This is a genomic window from Dactylosporangium sp. CS-047395 (assembly GCF_050942185.1).
GTDB lineage: Bacteria > Actinomycetota > Actinomycetes > Mycobacteriales > Micromonosporaceae > Dactylosporangium.
On record NZ_CP192015.1, the window covers coordinates 9834111 to 9855194 of the forward strand.

Here is a 21084-nt window from a genome sequence, read left to right on the forward strand (position 1 = left end):
GAACACCGGCACGCCGCGCTCCACGATGCGCACGGGTGAGTAGGGTGTGCACTAGTGCAGCACGCTTCCGAGCCCCCGTATCAGCGCATCGTCACGCGCATCCGGGCCGCCATCGCCGCCGGCGAACTCCGCCCCGGCGACCGCGTCCCGTCGACCCGCGAGCTGATGCGCACGTACGGCGTGGCCATGGCCACCGCGACCAAGGCGCTGACCGCGCTGCGCACCGAGGGCCTGGTCGAGCCGCACCCCGGGACCGGCACCGTGGTCGCCCGCCGCCGGCCGCAGCCGCGCACCGCGGACGAACCGGCCACGGTGGACCGGCTGGTCGCCACCGCGATCCGGCTGGCCGACACCGAGGGCCTGACCGCCGTGTCGATGCGCCGCCTGGGCGCGGTGCTGGGCATGCCGACCATGACGCTGTACCGCCACGTCACCAACAAGGAGGAGCTCCTCCTGCTGATGACGGACGCCGCGTTCGCCGAGGCGCCGATCCCGCCCCCGGAGCGCCTGTCGGGCTGGCGGGCGAGCCTGGCGACGTCGGCCCGGCTGCAGTGGGGCGTGTACCGCCGCCACCCGTGGGTCGCCGAGGTCATGTCGTTCACCCGTCCCCCGATGGCCGAGCGGGCGATGGCGCACACGGAGTGGAACATGGCCGTGCTGGAACGGGCCGGCCTGACGCTCCCGGTCGCCATGCGGGCCACCATGATGCTGGCCAACCACGTCCGCGGTACGGCCGTCAACCTCGAGTGGGAGGCCAACGCCGAGCAGGACACCGGCGTGGACAACGTGGAGTGGTTCACCGCGCAGGAGGCCCGCTTCGCCCGCATCGTCGCGGGCGGGGCGTTCCCGACGTTCACCCGGCTGGCCGCCCTCGGCGGGGAGGCGGTCGAGTACGACCTGAACACGCTGTTCGAGTTCGGCCTGGAGCGGCTGCTGGATGGCCTGTCAGCGCTGATCGACGGTGCGTAGGGTGGGCCACATGAGCATCCCGACCGTGAAGCTGAACTCCGGACCCGACATGCCGGTCGTGGGCTACGGCACCTACCCGCTGCAGGGCCGCCCCGCCACCGACGCGATGCTGGCCGCGATCGCCTCCGGCTACCGCCTGCTCGACACCGCCGCCTCGTACGGCAACGAGGACGCCGTCGGCGCCGCCGTGCGCGAGTCCGGCCTGCCCCGCGCGGAGCTCTTCGTCACCACCAAGCTGCGCGGCTCCGACCAGGGCCGCGGCTCGACCCGCGCCGCCCTGGAGGCCTCGCTCGAGCGCCTCGGGCTGGACTACGTCGACCTGTACCTCATCCACTGGCCCCTGCCGCGCGTCGCGCGCTACGTGGAGTCGTACGCCGAGATGGCCGACCTGCACCGCGAGGGCCTGATCCGCTCGCTCGGGGTCTCCAACTTCCTGCCCGAGCACATCGACGCCGTCGTGGCCGAGACCGGCATCGTGCCCGCCGTCGACCAGCTGCAGGTCTCCCCGTCCCACGCCCGCCCCGACCTCGTCGCGGCGGTGCGGGCCAAGGGCACCGTCGTGCAGGCCTGGAGCCCCCTGGAGCGCAACACGGGCGTGCTGGAGCACTCCGGCATCGCCGCGATCGCCGAGCGACTCGGCGTGACGCCCGCGCAGGTGGTGCTGCGCTGGCTGCTGCAGCGCGACCTCACCGTCGTCCCGCACTCCGGCAACCCCGAGCGCCAGCGCACCAACGCCGACCTGTTCGGCTTCGAGCTCACCCCGGCCGACCTGGCCGTCTTCGACGAGATCCCGCAGTCGCCGGTCAAGCAGGACCCGGCGACCTGGGAGGAGTTCTAGCCCGCGCGCCGGCGGGGACGGCGATGGCAGACTGACGCGTGTGCCGAATGTGAATCCGACCGGTGTGGTCATCCCCAGCGTCGAGGGCCGCGCCAGCACGTCCGCGCTCGGGCGGGCCGTGGTCGCCGACGCGCTGCGGGCGGTCGATCCGGTCGGGGCCCGGGGCGCGGAGGCGTCGACCGACTGGCGCCGCGACTACCTCGTGCACTTCCGGCGGCTCGTCGAGGCGGGGCTGCCGTCGCGCGCGGCCGCGCTCACGATCGCGCAGGACGGGCTGGCGTCGTTGCATGAGCGGATGCGGTACCGGCGGAATGCGGAAGGCGACGAGGAACCCCTGGAGGCCGCGTTCAACGCCGCCGGGGAGCCGCTCGCCACGGTGACCGTCGAGGGGCGGGGTGCGGCGGAGCGGGAGCTCGTCGTGCCGTACAAGGGAAGGAACCTGCGCGGCGAGGAGCTCGACCGGCAGCTGAAGCGCTGGGTCGCGGCCGGCACGATCGAGCGGTCCTGCGCGGACACGATCCGCACCGTCGCCGCGCACCCCGAATGGCTGGCGCTGCCCGGGCGGCGGGTCGTCGTGCTCGGCGCGGGGGCCGAGATGGGGCCGCTGCGCGCGCTGCTGCGCTGGGGCGCGGACGTGGTCGCGGTCGACCTGCCGCGGCCGGCGATCTGGCAGCGGCTGACCGAGCAGGCCGAGCGGTACGCCGGGCGCCTGCACATCCCCACCGCCGGCGACCAGCGCGGCGCGGACCTGCTGCACGACCTCGGGCGGGTCGCCGACTGGATCGAGGGCCAGGAGGGGCGGCTGGTGCTCGGCAACTACGTGTACGCGGACGGCGCGCTCAACGTCCGGGTCGCGATGGCCGTCGACGCGCTCACCGTGCGGCTGCGGGAGCGCCGGCCCGACCTGGGGCTCGCGTTCCTGGCGACGCCGACCGATGTGTTCGCGGTACCGGATGACGCCGTCGACGAGGCCACCCGGCGCTACCGGGAAGCGACCGGCATCGGGCGGGTCCGCCGGCCGTTGCGCCTGCTGAGCGCGGGGCGCCTGCTCACGCGCAACTATCCGCCCGGCCTCTATCCGGGGATCAACGATTCGCTGGTACCGCAGCAGGGTCCGAACTACGCGCTCGCCAAACGGCTGCAGCGCTGGCGGGCGGCCGAGGCGCGCGCCGCGGGGATGCCGGTGTCGCTGGCCGTCGCGCCCGCCACCCGCACCCGCAGCGTGGTCAAGAACCGCCTCCTGGCCGCGGCGTTCGCGGGCGCGCACCGGTTCGGCATCGAGATCTTCGAGCCGGCGACCAGCAACACGCTCATGGCCGCGCTGCTGGTGCACGACCTGCACGCGGAGCGGCCGGCGCACGAGCACCCCTGGCAGGACGAGGCGTTCGCGGCCGCGCACGGCGGGCTGTGGCGGCAGCCGTACTCGGCGCGCAGCGCCCTCGGCATCGCCGTCCTCATGGGCATCGGCGGCGCCCGCGGCTGAGGTCAACCCCCACGACCGATGTCAACGCCCACGGCTGAGGTCAGCGGCCGTGGCTGAGGTCAACGCTCACGACTGATGTCAGCGCCCACGACTGATGTCAGCGGCCTTGGCTCGTGTCAGCGGTGGTGTCAGGGCGCTGGCGGGGCGGTGTCAGCCGGGGCCGCGAATGTGGTGGCACAACAACTTCCACGAAGGAGTGCCCACCATGAACGTCACCCTCACCGACCAGGACAAGCACACCATCCGCATCGCCGCGTACGGCGCGATCACCCTCCTGTCGGCCGCCGGCGCCGCGGGTGGCTCGCCGCACCGCATCGCCACTAACGGCAGCCTGGCCCTGGGCTCGTCGACCGGCGCGATCGGGCACGTGCTCGCGGAGTACCCGAAGAGCAAGGACCTCAACGGCAAGTCCGTCGCCGAGATCGCCGACAAGGTGCTGCCCGCCCTGACCGCCGCCGCGGCGCTGCTCAAGGCCCAGTCCCCGGACGAGGCGGCGAACTTCCGCGGCACCGTGCTCACCGCGATCGAGGCCGCCACCGGCCCGGACGCCCCGAGCCCGGTCGTGGCCGACATGATCCGCAAGATCACTGCCGCGATGGACAACGCCTGACGATCGTCGATGGCACGATCGTGACCATGCTTGCCTTCGCCATCCTCGGCACCCTCGTGCTCTTCGTGGTGATCGGCCTCGTCGTGGTCGGCGCCCGGCGCCTGCTCGGGCTCCGGATCGGCCTCGTCCGCACCGCCGCGGCCTGCTTCGTCGCGCTGTTCGCAGCCGGCGTGGTGGCCCGCGGCGTGGGCGGCATCGAGCAACACCCGTTCCTGCTCACCGTGGTCATCGGCACCGCGCTGCTGGTCACCATGGCGTTCCTGGTCCTCGCCGAGCTCCTGGTCCCGCCCGGCAGCACGCCGGTCACCTGGGTCAGGAGCCTTCGGCGGTGGTTCTCCCGCACGCGGCGCTACTCCCAGATCGCCGCCATCGCCACGCGCCACGGCCTCGCCCGCGGCCGCCGGTCCCGCCCCGACCTCGCCCGCCACCTGCGCCTGGCCCTGGAGGAGGGCGGGGTGGTGTTCATCAAGCTCGGCCAGGCCCTCTCGACCAGGCGCGACCTCCTGCCGCCGGAGTTCATCGCCGAGCTTGCTCAACTGCAGCATCTTGTACCGCCTGTGCCGCACACCGAGATCCGCAAGCTCCTCGAGGCCGAGTACGGCGCCGACCCCGCCACGATCTTCGCCGAGTTCGACGAGCAGCCGATCGCGGCCGCCTCCATCGCCCAGGTCCACCGCGCGACCCTGCGCTCGGGCGCGGAGGTCGTCGTGAAGGTCCAGCGCCCCGGCCTCCGCCCCCTCGTCGAGCGCGACCTCGACATCCTCGCGTCGCTGGCCGCGAGCCTGCACCGGCGCATGCCGTGGGCCCGCGCGCTGGGCCTCGTCGACCTGGCCCAGGGCTTCGCCGACGCCCTCACCGAGGAGCTGGACTTCCGCGTCGAGGCGGCGAACACCCGCGCCGTGCGGGTCTCCCCGGCGGTGACCATCCCGAGCATCGACCCCGACCTGTCGACCCGGCGCGTCCTGGTGATGGAGCGCCTGCGGGGCCGGCCGCTGGGCACCGCGGAGCCCTCCGAGGACGGTCGCGCCCGCGCCGGCGAGCTGCTCTCCTGCCTGCTCGAACAGATCATGGTCGACGGCGTCTTCCACTGCGACCCCCACCCCGGCAACGTCTTCGTGCTCGACGACGGCCGCCTGGCCCTGCTCGACTTCGGCGTGGTCGGCCGCATCGACGCCGGCGTCCAGGCCGCGCTGCAGGACCTGATGATCGCCGTGGACCGCCGCGACCGCGCGGCCCTGAGCGACGCCCTCCTGGAGGTGGTACACCGCCCGGAGGAGCTGGACGAGCAGGCCCTGGAGCGCGCCCTGGGCCAGTTCATGGCCGCCCACCTCGCCCCCGGCGTCCCACCCCGGCTGGACATGTTCGCCGACCTGTTCCACATCCTCGGCGCACACGGCCTGCGCGTCCCGCCGGGCGTGGCCGCGGTCTTCCGCGCGGTCGCGACCCTGGAGGGCACCCTGAAGGTCCTCGACCCCACGTACGAGCTGGTGACCGAGGCCCGCGCCTACGCCACCACCCACATCGCGGCCCGCTTCACCCCGCCGTCGCTGCGCCAGGCCGCGACCGACGAGACGCTCCGGCTGCTGCCCCTGCTCCGCCGCCTGCCCCGCCGCGTGGACCGCATCACCAACGCCGTGGAACAGGGCCGCCTCTCCCTGGGCGTACGCCTCTTCGCCGACGCCCGCGACCGCAGCTACGTCTCCGGCCTCGTGCGCCAGATGACCCTCGCCCTGCTGGGTGCGGTCACGGGCATCATGGCCGTCCTGCTGCTCGGCACGGACGGCGGGCCGGCGGTGTCGGCGGACCTGAGCCTGTTCCAGTTGTTCGGCTACAACCTGCTGCTGCTGAGCGCCATCCTGATCCTGCGCACCCTGCTTTCCGGCCTACGGCGCGAACCGTAGCCGGAAACGCGATTCAGCATCGATTCGCGGCGATCTGGAATCGGGTGATCAGCCGCCGGAATCGTCGAGTTCGGCGCCTTCCGGGACGAGGTCGGAATCGCGGTCGTTGAGCCAGCCCTCCGGGAGGACGACCTTGCCCGGGGTGCCGGTGCGGCCGCGGGGCTGGCCCAGGATCTCGTGCGGGAACGGGGCCTCGTGGTCCAGCTCGGCCAGCAGGTCGCCCAGCTCCGCCAGCGACGACGACATCGCCAGGGCCCGGCGCAGCTCGCCGCCGGCCGGGAAGCCCTTCAAGTACCAGGCGACGTGCTTGCGGAAGTCGGTGACGCCGTCGCGTTCGGTGCCGAGCCAGGCGGACAGGAGCTCGGCGTGGCGGTACATCAGGGCCGTCACCTCGCCGAGTGAGGGCAGGCTGCGAGCGTCCGAGCCCGCGAAGGCGGCGGCCAGGTCGGCGAAGAGCCAAGGGCGGCCCAGGCAGCCGCGGCCGATCACCACGCCGTCGCAGCCGGTGGCGGCCATCATGCGCAGGGCGTCCGTGGCCTCCCAGATGTCGCCGTTACCCAGGACCGGGATGTCCAGGGCCTGCTTCAGGGCGGCGATCGCGTCCCATCGGGCCGTGCCGGAGTAGCGCTGGGCGGCGGTACGGGCGTGCAGGGCGACCCAGGCCACGCCCGCGTCCTGGGCGATGCGGGCGGCGTCCAGGTAGGTCTCGTGGTCCTCGTCGATGCCGATGCGCATCTTCACCGTGACCGGGCGGCCCTGGGCGGCCTCGACGGCGGAGGAGACGATCGAGGCGAACAGGCGGCGCTTCCAGGGCAGGGCCGAGCCGCCGCCGCGGCGGGTGACCTTCGGGACCGAGCAGCCGAAGTTCATGTCGATGTGGTCGGCCAGGTCCTCCTCGACGATCATCTCCACGGCCTTGCGGATGGTGGCCGGGTCGACGCCGTAGAGCTGCAGGCTGCGCGGGTGCTCGCCCTCGGCGAAGCGGATCATCGACATGGTTTTCGGGTTGCGCTCGACCAGGGCCCGGGTCGTGATCATTTCGCAGACGTAGAGGCCGGCGCCCTGCTCGCGGCACAGCTGACGGAACGCCACGTTGGTGATGCCCGCCATCGGGGCGAGCACGACGGGCGGGTCGACGACGTACGGTCCGAGCTGCAGCGGCACGCCTCCCATGGTCGCACGCGGGCCGGGTGAAATCGAAAAGGAAAAGAGAGCGCTCTCCCGACGCGCGTGCGTATTTGTGCGCGTGGTACCGCTCCCAAATGCACCGGAAATCGAGGGTCGTGCCGTTTCTTGTCAGACTTGTCACCCGCCATGGCGACCACCCGAAAACAAGCCTTACGGTGACCCGCACACCCAGGACCTAAACGAGGGCTCAGTGGGTATGGAGGCGTTGTGCAGAAGTTCGTGTACGACTTCGAAGAGGGCAACCGCGATCTGAAGGACCTGCTCGGGGGCAAGGGCGCGAACCTCGCCGAGATGACCAACCTCGGCCTGCCCGTGCCGCCCGGCTTCACGATCACCACCGATGCCTGCCGCGCCTTCCTGGACTCCGGCGAGGTGCCGGGCGGGGACGAGATCTCCGCGCACCTGGCCGCACTGGAGCAGAAGATGGGCCGCCGCCTCGGTGACGCGGCCGATCCGCTGCTCGTGTCGGTCCGTTCCGGGGCCAAGTTCTCGATGCCCGGCATGATGGAGACGGTCCTCAACGTCGGCCTTACCGACGCCAGCGTGGCCGGGCTGGCCGCGCAGGCGGGTGGCGACGAGCGCTTCGCCTGGGACTCGTACCGCCGCCTCATCCAGATGTTCGGCAAGACCGTCTGCGACGTGCCGGGCAGCGAGTTCGAACACGCCCTCGACGACGCCAAGCACGCGGCGGGCACCCGCGACGACGTGGGCCTCAAGGCCGAGCACCTGCGCGAGCTCGTCGGGGAGTACAAGAAAATCTTCCGCACGCACACCGGCCGGGACTTCCCGCAGGACCCGCGCGAGCAGCTCGACCTCGCCATCGGGGCGGTGTTCCGGTCCTGGAACGCGGACCGCGCGGTGCTCTATCGCCGCCAGGAGCGCATCCCGTCGAGCCTGGGCACCGCGGTCAACGTGGTGGCCATGGTCTTCGGCAACCTGGGCGCGGACTCCGGCACCGGCGTGGCGTTCACCCGCGACCCGGCGACCGGCGAGCGCGGGGTCTACGGCGACTACCTCGCCAACGCCCAGGGCGAGGACGTCGTGGCCGGCATCCGCAACACGATGCCGCTGCAGGACCTCGAACAGCGGGACAAGGCCAGCTACGACGAGCTGATGTCGATCATGGCCACCCTCGAGGAGCACTACAAGGACCTCTGCGACATCGAGTTCACGATCGAGCGCGGCAAGCTGTGGATGCTGCAGACCCGGGTGGGCAAGCGCACCGCGGCCGCCGCGTTCGTGATCGCCACGCACCTGGTGGACGAGGGCGTCATCGATCTCGACGAGGCCGTACAGCGCGTCACCGGCGCCCAGCTCGCCCAGCTGATGTTCCCCACGTTCGACCTGTCCGGCGCGCCCGAGCAGCTCACCCGCGGCGTCGGCGCCTCGCCGGGCGCGGCCGTGGGCAAGGCGGTCTTCGACGCCCAGCACGCGGTGGCCATGGCCAAGGAGGGCGAGCAGGTCATCCTGGTCCGCCGGGAGACCAACCCGGACGACCTGCCGGGCATGATCGCGGCCCAGGGTATCCTCACCAGCCGCGGCGGCAAGACCTCGCACGCCGCCGTGGTGGCCCGCGGCATGGGCAAGACGTGCGTGTGCGGGGCCGACGAGCTCAACGTGAACCTCCACAAGGGACAGTTCACGGTCGACGGGCACGTGGTCTCCGAGGGCGACGTCATCTCGGTCGACGGCACCACCGGCCGGGTCTACCTGGGCGAGGTGCCGGTCCAGCCCTCGCCCGTCGTGCAGTACTTCGAGCGCACCCTCGACCCCGAGGCCGACGCGCTGGTCTCGGCCGTGCACCGCATCCTCACCCACGCCGACGAGCGCCGCGCGCTGCGGGTGCGCACCAACGCCGACACCGGCGAGGACGCGGCCCGGGCCCGCCGCTTCGGCGCGCAGGGCATCGGCCTGTGCCGCACCGAGCACATGTTCCTCGGCGAGCGCCGCGCGCTGGTCGAGCGGCTGATCCTGGCCCGCGGGGCCGAGCAGCGCGACGCCGCCCTGGCCGAGCTGCTGCCGCTGCAGCGCAGCGACTTCGAGGACCTGTTCCGCGAGATGGCCGGGCTGCCGGTGACGGTGCGCCTGATCGACCCGCCGCTGCACGAGTTCCTGCCGCCCCTGGAGGACCTCGCGGTGAAGGTGGCCGTGGCCGAGGAGCGCGGCGAGGACCCGGGGCGGGACAAGGACCTGCTCGACGCCGTGCGCCGGATGCACGAGGAGAACCCGATGCTGGGCCTGCGCGGCGTACGCCTCGGCCTGGTCATCCCGGGCCTGTTCGCGATGCAGGTGCGCGCGATCGTCGAGGCGGCCGCGGCCGTGCCCGACTCGCACCCGGAGATCATGGTGCCGCTGGTCGGCGCGGTGCAGGAGCTGGAGACGATCCGCGCCGAGGCCGAGAAGATCATCGGCGAGTTCGCCGTCGACGTGAAGATCGGCACGATGATCGAGGTGCCGCGGGCCGCGCTCACCGCGGGCGACATCGCCCAGGCGGCCGACTTCTTCTCCTTCGGCACCAACGACCTGACCCAGATGGGCTGGGGCTTTTCCCGCGACGACGTCGAGGGCGCGTTCTTCTGGCGCTACCTCGAGCTCGGCATCTTCGGCGTCTCGCCGTTCGAGTCGATCGACCGCGACGGGGTGGGCCGGCTGGTCCGCATCGCCGTCGACGAGGGCCGCGCCGCCCGCCCGGACCTGCACTTCGGGGTCTGCGGCGAGCACGGCGGCGACCCCGACTCCGTGCACTTCTTCCACGAGGTGGGCCTGGACTACGTGTCCTGCTCGCCGTTCCGGGTGCCCGTGGCGCGCCTGGAGGCCGGTCGCGCGGCCATCGAGTCCACCGGATCCGACTCCCGATGACGTGGGTCGGCACGAGGTGACAGTTCACCGGGTTTCGAGTCCCCGGTGAGCACTGAGAAGGCCGGGGCAACGGCGCCCCGGCCTTCTTCTCAGCGCGACTACGGACGAACTTCTCAGCGCGACTACGGACGAACTCAGACCTCGAGCTCGTCCTCGACCCGCCCCAGCTGGTGCCGGGCCAGGGCCAGGTTCGCCCGCTGCCGGTTGAGCGCGAGGTACAGGAACAGCCCCTTGCCCGAGCGGCCGGTGACCGGGCGGATCAGGTGGTACTGGCCGGCGAGGGTGATCAGGATGTCCTCGATGCCGTCCTTGAGGTTCAGCATCTCGATCGTGCGCATCTTGGCCCGCACCACGTCGGTGTTGCCGGCCGCGGCGACGGTCAGGTCGAGGTCCTTCGACCCGCCCAGGACGCCGAGCGCCATCCCGCTGTTGTAGTCGACGAGCGCGACGCCGACGGCGCCGTCGATCTGCATGAGTTCCTTGAGCGCAGTCTCCATGTCCGCCATGGCTACCTCCGAGAGTCCGTTGCTGGGGGAAGAAGGGGAAGAAGGGGAAGCAGTTTCGGTACTTCGTCTGGGTCTACGGTGCAGCCCACCGTTGCGGCTCACCATGCCGCCGGCTCCGGCACGGCCTCCGCGAAGCTCAGTGCGGCGGCGTCGACCATCACCTTGGACACCACCGCGGTGGCCCGGCGCGCCTCGTGGTGCAGCCGCGCCACGTTCGCGTCGGCCCGGGCCAGCAGCACGAGCACGGCGCCGTGGCCGGCCATGTACATCGCGACGTGCCCTCCCGTGCTGCTGATGAGCACCTCCTGAAAGTCCTCGTGACCGGCGCTGTCGGCGATCCGCTGGCTCACGCCGAGGCAGGCCGCCGCGAGCGCCGCGACGCCCTCGACCACGAGCGCCTGGGCGTCGTCGGCGATGAGCAGGCCGTCGGTGCTGGCGACCAGGCAACCGCTGATCTCCGGTACCGCCTGACGCAGCCGTCCGAGCTCCGCCAGCAGTTCGCCGCGCAGCTCGGCGTCGGTCCTCATCGAGCGTTTCCTCCTTTCAACACCGTCACCGCAGCGACTGCAACGCCGCCCGGATCCGCTTCAGCAGCGTGTCGTCCGGCGACTTGTCGATCGCCCCCGGCAGGACGGCCAGCGCGCTGACCCCCGCCGGAAGCTCGCGCCGCGCGGGCGACGGGGCGGGATCCTCGAACGTGAACGTGCCGGGGACGCGCTGGGGCAGCGGGTCCTCCGGGGGCTCAGGTGGTGCGGGTGCGGGCTCATGCGGTACCGATGCGATGGCTTTTGTTGTTTGCTCCTGCTCCGGGGGCGTGACGAGGCCCGCGGCCGCGAGCCGGCGCACGTCCAGCGTGACCGCGTAGGCGGAGCGTCCCAGCAGGCCGGCCAGTTCCTGCGGGGTGCGCTCGCCGTCCGCGTGCAGGACGATCTCCCACTGCAGGCCGGACAGCAGCACCCGGTCGAGTCCCGGCCGGAGGACCGGCACGACCGGTGCGAGGTCGGTTGCGTCGGAGGGGTGCACCTCGTCGAGCATGCGCCGCTGGCGGGAGACGTGGTCGCACACCTGGTCCGACGTGACCGTGCCGTCCGCGCCGAGCCAGTGCTCGATGCCCGGGTCGAAGCGCATCTCCGCCTTGGCCGTGCTGAGCACGAAGAACGCGGCGTCGTAGAGGGCCTGCAGGGCGCACAGCTCGATCTCGGCCGCGGTGACGTGGCCGCCCTCGACGAGCGCGCGGGCGGGCCGGGACGGGATGGTCTCCCAGACCCGCTCGGCCACCTTGCCGCACGCGGTCAGCAGCCGGTCGACGCCGGGCGCGGCCGGCGACTCGCAGCCGTTGACCAGCCCGTCGCGCAGGAAGACCACGCCGCCGGGCTCGCCGTGCACGGTCAGGGCGCCGGTGGCCTTCTGGGCCGCCAGCTGGATGAGGGCCTTGGCGGGTGAGGTGCCCTTCGGGAAACGGGACTGCTTGCCGGGGGCGCTCGCCTTCGCCCCCACCGCGACCGCGTTCACGCGAGGTCGTCGGCCAGCGAGCGGACGCGGCGGCGCGCCATGGCCAGGTTGCCCTCGTTCCGGTCGAGCCAGACGTAGAGGACCAGTCGGGAGTCGAAGCTGGTGCGTACCGGCCGGATCAGGTGGTACGCGGCCGAGGTGCTGATGATGACGTCCTCCACCGTGTCGCCGGGCACCGCCGGGGCATAGGCCGCGGTCTGCATCGCGGCATGGATGACGCTCGCCGTGCCGAGGGCCGCCGCGGTGGGGTCGGCGTGCGGCGCGACGTCGTCCTGGCCGCCCTCCAGGCCGAGGGTCTGGCCGGTGGTGTAGTCGATGAGGCTGGCTCCGATCGCGCCACGGATGGTCATGGCACGGCGGAGGCATTCATCGATAGCAGGCAACACGTGCTCCTGGTGCTTCGCGGCTCTTGGACGCACGGCATCACCACGCGTTCACGGCAAGTTACCAAGTGCTCATTGATCGATCACTCCGTGCGTTCGGACAGGAACCTCTGGCTGATCGTCCTTTGAGTTTTGCAATTTGCACGTTTGGGCCACGAGGGCATCGGAAAGGTACTAAGCTGCCCAACCCACCCGGCGTCGCGGGCGACTGCGGCGGTGGTCGGTGCGGCGTATGGTGGGTCCCCCGGTTCACCGTGGAGGTGTGTAGATGGGGAGTCGCTGGTACGCCCTGATCGTCGACGCGGTCGATCCCGAGCGACTGGGCCGCTGGTGGGCCGAGGTGCTCGACCACCGCGTGGAGAGCGTATCCCCGCGCGAGGTCGTCATCGGCCCGGCCGTCGACGGTCATCCCCGGATCGTCTTCGCCCTGCACGACGGCGAGGAGCTGCCGCGCAACCGGCTGCACCTCGACCTGCGCCCCGACGACCTCGACGCCGAACTCGAACGGCTGGTGAACATGGGAGCCCGGCACGTGGACATCGGTGCGCCCGAGCATGCCGCCTGGGTCATGCTCGCGGACCCCGAAGGCAACGAATTTTGCATCATCCGGCCAAAGCGATGACCTTCGCAAAAACCTACCGACTGGCCATCGCGGCCGGGCTGGGCCTGCTGACGGTGGGCGCGGGCGCGTTCGCGCTCTACTCGGTGCGGCAGGTCCTCGTCCAGGTCGTCATCGCGCTGTTCGTGGCGGTGAGCCTGGATCCCGCGGTACGGCTGCTGATCCGGCACGGCGTGCGCCGCTCGATCGCCGTCGCCATCATCGCCGTGCTCGCGCTGGCCCTGCTGGTCGGCTTCGTCTGGTCGCTGGTGCCCCAACTGGTCGGACAGGCCGGGCAGCTGCTGGACAACATCCCGCACTACCAGGAGGTCCTGCAGGACCGCTCGCGGACCTACCGCGAGGTCGCCGACCGCTACGGCCTGACCGAGAAGCTGACCGAGTTCGCCGCCTCGCTGCCGGAGAAGATCGGCGGCGGCGCGCTCGGTGTGGTCACCGGGATCTTCAGCGCACTGGTCAACGTCCTGCTGGTCACGGTGCTGACCCTGTACTTCATGGCCGACCTGCCCCGCCTGCGCCGCGGCCTGGTCCGCCTGGTGCCGCGGGCCGGTCGCCCGCGCGCCGCCCAGGCCATCAACGTGGTCGTCGACAAGGTCGGCGGCTACATGATCGGCAACCTCATCATCTCGCTGTTCGCCGGCGTCTCCTCGTTCATCTGCCTGTTCGCCCTCGGCGTGCCCTACGCGCTGCCGCTGGCCGTGTGGGTCGCCCTGACCGACCTGCTCCCGATGATCGGGGCGACCGTCGGCGCGGCCGGCTGCTGCATCGTCGCCCTCGTCACCGGCGACATCACGTCCACGATCGTGCTGATCGTCTTCTTCCTGCTCTACCAGCAGGTGGAGAACTACCTGATCGCCCCGCGGGTGCTGCGCAACACCGTCGACATGTCCTCGGTCGCCATCCTGCTCGCGGCGCTGGTCGGCGCGGCCATCCTCGGCCTGGTCGGCGCGCTCATGTCCATCCCGATCGCGGCCGCGATCAAGGTGCTGATGACCCCGGTGGTCGAGACGCTCAACGAGCCGCCCGCGCGGGAACCCCCCGCCGAACCCCCGGTGCCGATCCCTGCGCCCCGGGATGAGGACTCTTCTAAGCTCGACCCGTGACCTCCGCAGATGTCGAGCGTTTCGTCCCGGAGCCGCAGAAGGACACCTACACCACGGCCGCCGACAACGGCCGCACGCCCTTCCAGCGCGACCGCGCGCGGGTGCTGCACTCCGCGGGCTTCCGCCGGCTGGCCGCCAAGACCCAGGTCCACACGGCCGGCACGGACGCGTTCCTGCGGACCAGGCTCACCCACTCGCTGGAGGTCGCCCAGATCGGCCGGGAGATGGGCGCGCGGCTCGGCTGCGACCCCGACGTGGTCGACACCGCCGGCCTCGCGCACGACCTCGGGCACCCGCCGTTCGGGCACAACGGCGAGGACGCGCTCGACGCCGTCGCGGAGGCGTGCGGGGGCTTCGAGGGCAATGCGCAGACGCTGCGGGTGCTGACCCGGCTGGAGGCCAAGGTCCCGGGCGCCGGGCTCAACCTCACCCGCGCGGCGCTGGACGCGGTCTCGAAATACCCCTGGTTCCGGGAGCCCGGAAAACGCAAGTTCGGTGTGTACCCCGACGACGCCGCCGTGTTCGCCTGGCTGCGCGCGGACGCGGGAGCCGCCCGCTGCCTCGAGGCGCAGGTGATGGACTGGGCCGACGACGTCGCCTACTCCGTGCACGACCTGGAGGACGGCATCCACGGCGGCTACGTGCACCTGGCCCCGCTGCGCATCGACGCCGGCGAGCGCGGGGCGCTGTGCGCGGACGTGGCCGCCGCGTACTCCCACGAGTCGGCCGCCGACCTCGAGGCCATCCTGCTCGACCTGCTGGCCGACCCGGTGTTCGAGCCGCTGGACGACTACGACGGCAGCCACCCCGCGCAGATCGCCCTCAAGCGGATGACCAGCGTGCTGACCGGCCGGTTCGCCGCGGCGGCGGTCGCGGCCACGCGCGAGCGCCACGGGCCGTCCCCGTTGCGCCGGTACGCCGCCGACCTGCTCGTCCCGCCGCTGGTGCGGGCGCACTGCGCGCTGCTCAAGGGGATCGCACTGCGGTACGTGATGCGGCGCCCCGGCTCCTCCCAGCGCTACGCCGACGAGGTGGGCATCCTGCAGACGCTGGTGAAGGCCCTGCTGGCGCGGGGCGACGAGGCCCTCGACCCGGTCTTCGCCCCGATGTGGCGGGCGGCCCCCGACGACGCGGCCCGGCTCCGGGTGGTGATCGACCAGGTGGCCAGCCTGACCGACCAGTCCGCTGTGGCGTGGCACGCGCGCCTGGCCGGTTCGTGACAGGCTTGACGTCATGGCTGATGAGCGCACGTTTGTGATCGTCGGGGCGAGCCTGGCCGGCGCGAAGGCGGCGGAGACGCTGCGCGCCGACGGCTTCACCGGCAAGATCGTCCTGATCGGCGAGGAGACCGAGCGCCCCTACGAGCGCCCCCCGCTGTCCAAGGACCACCTGCACGGCAAGGAGGGCGCGCGGGAGAAGGCGTTCGTGCACGAGCCCGGCTGGTACGCCGAGCACGACGTCGACCTGCGCCTCGCCACCCGCGTCACCCACCTGGACCCGGCGGCCAAAACCGTGACCCTGGACGGCGTCGACGAGCTGCACTACGACAAGCTCCTGCTCACGACCGGCTCCCGGGTGCGCACCCTGGACGTGCCGGGCGCCCAGCTGCCGGGGGTGCGCTATCTGCGGACCGTCGACGAGTCCGACGCCCTGCTGGACCACCTCAAGCGCGCGGCGAACGTGGTCGTCGTCGGCGCCGGCTGGATCGGCCTGGAGACCGCGGCCGCCGCCCGCCACCACGGCGCCACCGTGACCGTGGTGGAGCTGGCCGACCTGCCGCTGCAGCGCGTCCTCGGCGACGAGGTGGCCCGGGTGTACGCCGACCTGCACCGCGCCCACGGCGTGACCTTCCGCTTCGGCGCCAAGGTCGCCTCCTTCAACGGGACCGCCGCCCTGGAGAGCGTCGTGCTGGACGACGGCACCGAGCTCCCCGCCGACCTCGCCGTCGTCGGCGTCGGCATCCAGCCCAACACCGAGCTGGCCGTGGACGGCGGCCTGGCGGTGGACAACGGCATCCTGGTCGACGCGGGCCTGCGGACCTCGGCCCCGGACGTGTACGCCGCGGGCGACGTGGTCAACCTCGACCACCCGCTCTTGGGCCGGCGGGTCCGGGTCGAGCACTGGGCGAACGCCCTGAACGGCGGCAAGGCGGCGGGCAAGGCCCTGCTGGGCGAGGACATCACCTACGACCGCGTGCCCTACTTCTTCTCCGACCAGTACGACCTCGGCATGGAGTACAGCGGCTACGCCGACGCCTCGGACCAGGTCGTCTTCCGCGGCTCGCCCGCCATCGAGGACGGCAAGGCCCCGGAGTTCATCGCCTTCTGGGTGCGCGACGGCCGCGTCCTGGCCGGCATGAACGCCAACGTCTGGGACGTGACCGACCCGATCCAGGCCCTCGTCCGCGCCGGCCACCAGGGCCGCGCGGTGGACCTGGCCAAGCTGGCCGACCCCACCGTCCCGCTGGACAAGCTCCTCGACTGATCTCCACCGCGGGCCCACAACTCCTGCACAGTCGCTGCCTAGGCTTCGTGCTCGTGTCGCGACTCAGCGGCTTGTGGGCCTGCACCGTGGGGTTCATCGGCCTTCTTCTGCTGCTCTGGTACCTGCACCCGATCACCGACCAGCGCCAGTGCCCGAACTGGGGCGCCAACGGCAACGCGAGTGCCTTCGTGGACGAGCGGTGGGACTTACGGCTGCCCCTGCTGATCGTGGCCTGGCTGGTGGCGGTCCTCGTGGAGCAGGCCCTGCCGCCGGCCCGCCGCTCCCCGACCCGCGGGGCGCGGGCCGTGGCCGCCGTCCTGGTGCCGGTCGTGGCCGGCTGCTGCGGCGTCTTCCCGTTGCTCATCGTGTGTCACTGAAATTTGTCAGCGCTTTGTCGAGAACGGCTGGGCGGCTCCGTCCCCGGGGCATGGAGACGCACGAGATCGCCGAGATTCTGAACCGTCCGATCAGCCGCGAGCTGCTGGCCCGTGACCTGACCCGGCTGGCCTACGTGGCCACGGACGGGACGCCGCGCAGCATTCCGATCGCCTTCACCTGGAACGGCACCGAGATCGTGCTGTGCACCACGAAGAACGCGCCGAAGCTGCCCCACCTGCGGGCCAACCCGATGGTCGCTTTGACCATCGACACCGAGGTGCACCCGCCGAAGATCCTGCTCCTGCGCGGGCGGGCGGCGCTGGACGTGGTGGACGGCATCCCGGACGAGTACCTGCAGATGAACGGCAGCTACGCGATGACCGACGAGCAGCGGGTGGAGTGGGAGGCCGAGATCCGGTCCCTGTACGACGGGATGGTCCGGATCGTGATCACGCCGACGTGGGCCAAGCTCATCGACTTCGAGACCACCCTGCCGAGCGCCGTCGAGGAACTGGTACGGCAGCGCGCCGAGCGGCAGAACGCCTAGGCCGCGCGGCGGGTCGGGGTGTCGTTGACGCGGGCCTGGCCTTGGATCAGGCGCAGGCGGGCCGGGGCGGGGGCCGGGGGCTCCTCGTCCAGCGCCGCGGGGCGCCGCCACTGCCAGGGCGGCCCCTGTCGTCCGGCCGGCGGGCGGCCCGGGTCGAGGGCGGGGCGGGACAGGGCGAGGACGATCCCGTAGCCGGCCAGCACGAAGCCGTGCGAGATGAGGCGGGTCGTTTCGACCGTACCGTTGAGGAGGTCGCTCGTGCTGAGCAGGGCGAGCAACGCGACGAACGCGGTCAGCATCGGCAGCGCCCCGGCGGGGGTGGCGCGCCGGGTGGCGATCCAGGCGAACCCGGCGCCGATGGCCACGTTCCAGGCGGCCGACTCGTGGAAGACGTGGCCGGAGCCGTGGACATGGTTGGCGCTGGCCGCGGCGGCCGCCTGGGTGATGCCGAGGAAGAACTGGGCCAGCCCGAAGAGCCCGAGCAGCACCCGCAGCGCGAGCACCAGGCGCCGCTTGTCGACGAGCTTGCGCTTCGGTGGCTTGAACCCGGCGAGCAGGGACTCCACCGCGGGCGGCGTACCCGGCACCGGCTGCAACCGGACCAGCCGGGTCACCGCCGACGCCTCCCGCTCCCACTGGCGGCAGGCCGGGCAGACCGCCAGGTGCGCGTCGACCAGCGCCGGCGCGATCGCTTCGTCCTCGCCGTCGAGCCGGGCCGACAGCGCCTCTCGGTACCGCTCACACTCCACGGTTGGATTGTCGCCGCCCAGCCCCGGATAGTTCCACCGGCGGTCAAGCCCGTTCTGCCAGTGCGGACGTCCAGAGGTGCGTCAGCGTTTCGACGAGCACCTCCCGATCGTCGAACGGCGGCACCCCGCACGCGGCCAGGTAGTAGAGCCGCTCCCCCAGCCAGGTCAGCGACGCCGCCAGAGCCGGCCGGTCGACCCCCTCCAGGCGCGGGTCGTCGGCGATGCGGACCAGGGTGGCCTCGGTGAACGTGGCCATCTGGGCCAGCCAGAGCTCACGCAGCTGGGGGTCGGCGCCCCAGCTCTCCACGATCGCGCGCAAGACCCCGGCGTTGGCGAGCCACAGGTCAGCTCCGGCGGCAATACCGTGCCGCAACGCGTCCCGCGGGCTCATCGCCTCCTCCCGCGCCTGGTCCGCCGCCTGCTTTGCGTCCGGGCGCGCTGCCTCCCTCGCGTTCAGGACCGCCTGCCCGGAAAGCCACGGCTGGGCCGCCTCGTGGCCGGCTCCTACGGCGCGGCGGACCAGCTCGGCCAGCGCTGCCTGTTTGCCTGGGAAGTAGAAGTAGAAGCTGGCCCGCGACACCCCGGCGGCGGCGATGATCTCGGCCACGCTCAGCGAGTCGAAGGTGCGCTCGTCGAGCAGCCGGCGCAGCGCCTCCAGAATGCGTTCGCGCAGTTCGGGGCTGGGTCCGGCGGGTTCGTCGCGGCGGGCGTTCACAGCTTCTACAGTACAAGATGGGTCGTCTGGACATTGTGACCAGACAGCTTGTATGGTCGATGCATGAGGTATCAGACCTTCGGCCGGACCGGCCTGCGTGTCTCTGAGCTCGTGCTGGGCGCCATGACGTTCGGCGAGCAGGGCGGGGTCGGCGCGCCGGTTGAGGAGTGCCGCCGCATCCTCGACGCGTACGACGACGCGGGTGGCAACATGGTCGACACCGCGATCAACTACCGGGGCGGCGCCAGCGAGGAGATCGTCGGCGAGCTGCTGCAGGGGCGGCGGGAGCGGTTCGTGCTGTCGACGAAGTACACGGTCACGCGCGACGCGGCCGATCCCAACGGTGGCGGCAACCATCGCCGCAACCTGCGCCGCTCGCTGGAGACCAGCCTGCGCCGGCTGCGCACCGACCACATCGACGTCTATTGGGTGCACATCTGGGACCGGCGCACGCCGATCGAGGAGACGATGCGCGCCCTCGACGACGCCGTCCGCGCCGGTCAGATCCTGTACACGGGCATCTCCGACGCCCCTGCCTGGCTCGTGTCCCGCGCCAACACCCTGGCCGAGTGGCGCGGCTGGACCCAGTTCGCCGGCCTCCAGGTCCCCTACAGCCTGATCAACCGCGACGCCGAGCGGGAACTGCTGCCGATGGCCGACGCCTTCGGGATGTCGGTCACGGCCTGGAGCCCGCTCGCAGGAGGAATTCTATCCGGCAAGTACGACAATTCTCCGCCGCCGAACGAAGCCGCGAACCAGGCGGCGAACCAAGCGGCGAACCAAGCGGCGAACCAAGCGGCGAACCAAGCGGCGAACGAAGCGGCGAACGAAGCGGCAAACCGAGCGACAAACGAAACGGCGGCGAACCAAACGGCGAACCAAACGGTGGCGAACCAAGCGGCGGCGAACGAAACGGCGGCGATCGAAACGGCAAACCAAGCGGCGGCGAAGGCGCCAAAAGCCCGCCTCGACCGGTCCGCGATCAGCGAGCACGACCTCGCCGTGGCGGGAGCGGTCCGCACGGTCGCGGACGAGCTGGGCGCCACCCCTGCACAGGTGGCGCTCGCCTGGACCCGTCGTCGCCCCGGCGTCCTGCCGATGCTTGGCGCCCGTACCGTGGAACAGCTCCGCGACAACCTGGGCTGCCTGGACCTCGCCCTCACCCCGGAATTGGCCGAGAAGCTGGAAGCCGCCACCGAGTTCAAGGCCGGCTTCCCCACCGACTTCATCAACCAGACCGAGCGGTGGGTCCTGGGCGCCTCAGCGCTCTAGACCCGCCGCAGCAGGTACGTGTCCATGATCCAGCCCTTGCGCTCCCGCGCCTCGGCTCGCACCTGCGCGATTTTGTCGATCACGTCGCCGAGCCGGCCGCTGAGCAGGATCTCGTCCGGCGTGCCGAGGTACGCGCCCCAGTAGATGTCGATGGCCTCGTCGCGGTACCGGCGGCAGGCCAGCCCGGCGTCGAGCATCACGACCACGTCGTCGGAGCCGGCCGGCCATTCCGAAGCGAGCCGTCGCCCGGTCGTGATGAGCACGGACCCGGCCACGCGGTTGAGCGTCACCCGGTGCCGGGCGGTCAGGATCTGCACGCTGCTGATGCCCGGCACCACGGCGAAGTCGACGCCGAGCGAGTCGAGGATGCGGATCGTCCCGTCGTACAGTGCCGGGTCGCCCCACGCCAGGATGCCCCCGACGCCGTCCGGGCCGAGCTCGCGCTCGATCGCCTCGCCGAGCAGCCGCGCCCGCTCGTCCCGCCAGTCCTTCACGGCGCCCTGGTAGTCGGCCGCGGCCCGGTCCCGCGGCGGATCGGCGATCACGACCGTGCGGGAGCCGGCGCGGGTGACGTACCGCTCGAGGAGGGCCCGGCGCGCCTCGGTCAGCTCCGCCGCAGCCTCGCCCTTGTCGAGCACGAAGAACACGTCGACCTCGTTCATGGCGTTGATCGCCTGGACGGTCACCTGCTCCGGGTCGCCCGCCCCGACACCAATGATCAACACCTTGCGCATGCGGCCATCGTAAAAGCCGCGCAAGACGTCCCGCCGAGTAGGCCCGCCCCACCCCGCATCGCGGCGTCACCTCCAGCCACGCGGCTGGGGCCACGTCAGGCCAGACAAGCCCGGGTCTCGGCCGCCTCGACCGCCGCCCCACCCGGCGCCGCGGCGTCAGCTTCGCCCCACCCCGCGCCGCAGCGTCAGCTTCGCCTCACCCCGCGCCGCGGCGTTAGCTTCGCCCCACCCCGCGCC

The 21084-nt window shown here is 72.0% G+C and carries 21 protein-coding genes; 13 read left to right on the forward strand and 8 right to left on the reverse strand.

Going from position 1 to position 21084, the window contains the following annotated elements; translation table 11 throughout:
- Window positions 1–54: 54 nt before the first annotated feature.
- The 5 genes from ACQP00_RS45950 to ACQP00_RS45970 all read left to right on the forward strand — a co-directional run bounded on the left by ACQP00_RS45950 (window position 55) and on the right by ACQP00_RS45970 (window position 5801).
- The gene (locus ACQP00_RS45950) at window positions 55–969 is read left to right on the forward strand and encodes a TetR/AcrR family transcriptional regulator C-terminal domain-containing protein (RefSeq protein ID WP_433209790.1); all 915 of its coding nucleotides are present in this window, start codon (window positions 55–57) and stop codon (window positions 967–969) included.
- 10 nt (window positions 970–979) lie between these two features.
- Window positions 980–1807: an aldo/keto reductase gene (locus ACQP00_RS45955; protein ID WP_433209792.1), complete on the forward strand. Its 828-nt coding sequence runs from the start codon at window positions 980–982 to the stop codon at window positions 1805–1807.
- A gap of 40 nt (window positions 1808–1847) precedes the next feature.
- Window positions 1848–3290, forward strand: a complete 1443-nt coding sequence (locus ACQP00_RS45960) for a hypothetical protein (protein WP_433209794.1) — start codon at window positions 1848–1850, stop codon at window positions 3288–3290.
- Window positions 3291–3495: 205 nt separating this feature from the next.
- On the forward strand, window positions 3496–3900 hold the full coding sequence (locus ACQP00_RS45965; protein WP_433209796.1) for a hypothetical protein: 405 nt from the start codon (window positions 3496–3498) through the stop codon (window positions 3898–3900).
- A gap of 26 nt (window positions 3901–3926) precedes the next feature.
- Window positions 3927–5801 (forward strand): ABC1 kinase family protein, encoded by a 1875-nt coding sequence (locus ACQP00_RS45970; RefSeq protein WP_433209798.1) that lies wholly within the window; start codon window positions 3927–3929, stop codon window positions 5799–5801.
- Window positions 5802–5849: 48 nt separating this feature from the next.
- On the opposite strand, the gene dusB is transcribed toward ACQP00_RS45970, so the two are convergent.
- A complete protein-coding gene (dusB, locus tag ACQP00_RS45975; protein ID WP_433224234.1) occupies window positions 5850–6911 on the reverse strand; it encodes a tRNA dihydrouridine synthase DusB in 1062 nt (353 codons plus the stop codon).
- Window positions 6912–7196: 285 nt separating this feature from the next.
- Between dusB and ppdK the strand changes: the two genes are divergently transcribed.
- Window positions 7197–9848, forward strand: a complete 2652-nt coding sequence (gene ppdK, locus ACQP00_RS45980) for a pyruvate, phosphate dikinase (protein WP_433209800.1) — start codon at window positions 7197–7199, stop codon at window positions 9846–9848.
- Window positions 9849–9982: 134 nt separating this feature from the next.
- Here the strand turns inward: ppdK and ACQP00_RS45985 are convergent, their stop codons facing one another.
- From ACQP00_RS45985 to ACQP00_RS46000, 4 genes are all read right to left on the reverse strand, one after another.
- Window positions 9983–10354 (reverse strand): hypothetical protein, encoded by a 372-nt coding sequence (locus ACQP00_RS45985; RefSeq protein ID WP_433050561.1) that lies wholly within the window; start codon window positions 10352–10354, stop codon window positions 9983–9985.
- A 98-nt stretch (window positions 10355–10452) separates the two neighbouring features.
- Window positions 10453–10881, reverse strand: coding sequence for a roadblock/LC7 domain-containing protein (locus ACQP00_RS45990; protein ID WP_433209802.1), 429 nt, complete (start codon window positions 10879–10881; stop codon window positions 10453–10455).
- A gap of 25 nt (window positions 10882–10906) precedes the next feature.
- Window positions 10907–11866 carry an ADAM 12 protein gene (locus tag ACQP00_RS45995; protein ID WP_433209804.1) on the reverse strand — a complete coding sequence of 320 codons (960 nt, stop codon included), beginning with the start codon at window positions 11864–11866 and terminating at the stop codon, window positions 10907–10909.
- Window positions 11863–12216, reverse strand: a complete 354-nt coding sequence (locus ACQP00_RS46000) for a hypothetical protein (RefSeq protein ID WP_433209806.1) — start codon at window positions 12214–12216, stop codon at window positions 11863–11865. The genes ACQP00_RS45995 and ACQP00_RS46000 overlap by 4 nt, the downstream gene beginning before the upstream one ends.
- 301 nt (window positions 12217–12517) lie before the next feature.
- On the opposite strand from ACQP00_RS46000, the gene ACQP00_RS46005 reads away from it, so the two are divergent.
- The 6 genes from ACQP00_RS46005 to ACQP00_RS46030 are packed head-to-tail and all read left to right on the forward strand — an operon-like array spanning window position 12518 to window position 17377.
- Entirely contained in the window at window positions 12518–12871 is a 354-nt protein-coding gene (locus ACQP00_RS46005) for a VOC family protein (RefSeq protein WP_433209808.1), read from the forward strand.
- Window positions 12868–13968 (forward strand): AI-2E family transporter, encoded by a 1101-nt coding sequence (locus ACQP00_RS46010; protein ID WP_433209810.1) that lies wholly within the window; start codon window positions 12868–12870, stop codon window positions 13966–13968. Before ACQP00_RS46005 ends, ACQP00_RS46010 begins: the two co-directional genes overlap by 4 nt.
- Entirely contained in the window at window positions 13965–15188 is a 1224-nt protein-coding gene (locus tag ACQP00_RS46015) for a deoxyguanosinetriphosphate triphosphohydrolase (protein ID WP_433209811.1), read from the forward strand. The genes ACQP00_RS46010 and ACQP00_RS46015 overlap by 4 nt, the downstream gene beginning before the upstream one ends.
- Window positions 15189–15201: 13 nt before the next feature.
- A complete protein-coding gene (locus ACQP00_RS46020; protein ID WP_433209813.1) occupies window positions 15202–16452 on the forward strand; it encodes an NAD(P)/FAD-dependent oxidoreductase in 1251 nt (416 codons plus the stop codon).
- A 53-nt stretch (window positions 16453–16505) separates the two neighbouring features.
- Window positions 16506–16829, forward strand: coding sequence for a hypothetical protein (locus tag ACQP00_RS46025; protein WP_433209815.1), 324 nt, complete (start codon window positions 16506–16508; stop codon window positions 16827–16829).
- Window positions 16830–16879: 50 nt separating this feature from the next.
- A complete protein-coding gene (locus ACQP00_RS46030; RefSeq protein ID WP_433209817.1) occupies window positions 16880–17377 on the forward strand; it encodes a pyridoxamine 5'-phosphate oxidase family protein in 498 nt (165 codons plus the stop codon).
- Here ACQP00_RS46030 and ACQP00_RS46035 read toward each other — a convergent pair.
- Together ACQP00_RS46035 and ACQP00_RS46040 are read right to left on the reverse strand one after the other, a co-directional pair.
- Complete coding sequence (locus tag ACQP00_RS46035; protein WP_433209819.1) at window positions 17374–18126, reverse strand: zf-HC2 domain-containing protein; 753 nt, start codon at window positions 18124–18126, stop codon at window positions 17374–17376. The two genes, ACQP00_RS46030 and ACQP00_RS46035, sit on opposite strands and share 4 nt — an antisense overlap.
- A gap of 43 nt (window positions 18127–18169) precedes the next feature.
- Window positions 18170–18841 carry a TetR/AcrR family transcriptional regulator gene (locus ACQP00_RS46040; RefSeq protein WP_433209821.1) on the reverse strand — a complete coding sequence of 224 codons (672 nt, stop codon included), beginning with the start codon at window positions 18839–18841 and terminating at the stop codon, window positions 18170–18172.
- A 63-nt stretch (window positions 18842–18904) separates the two neighbouring features.
- Here ACQP00_RS46040 and ACQP00_RS46045 point away from each other — a divergent pair, with 63 nt between their 5' ends.
- Window positions 18905–20113 carry an aldo/keto reductase gene (locus ACQP00_RS46045; protein WP_433209823.1) on the forward strand — a complete coding sequence of 403 codons (1209 nt, stop codon included), beginning with the start codon at window positions 18905–18907 and terminating at the stop codon, window positions 20111–20113.
- Here ACQP00_RS46045 and cobF read toward each other — a convergent pair.
- Entirely contained in the window at window positions 20110–20847 is a 738-nt protein-coding gene (cobF, locus tag ACQP00_RS46050; RefSeq protein WP_433209825.1) for a precorrin-6A synthase (deacetylating), read from the reverse strand. The genes ACQP00_RS46045 and cobF overlap by 4 nt on opposite strands.
- Between the last annotated feature and the right edge of the window lie 237 nt (window positions 20848–21084).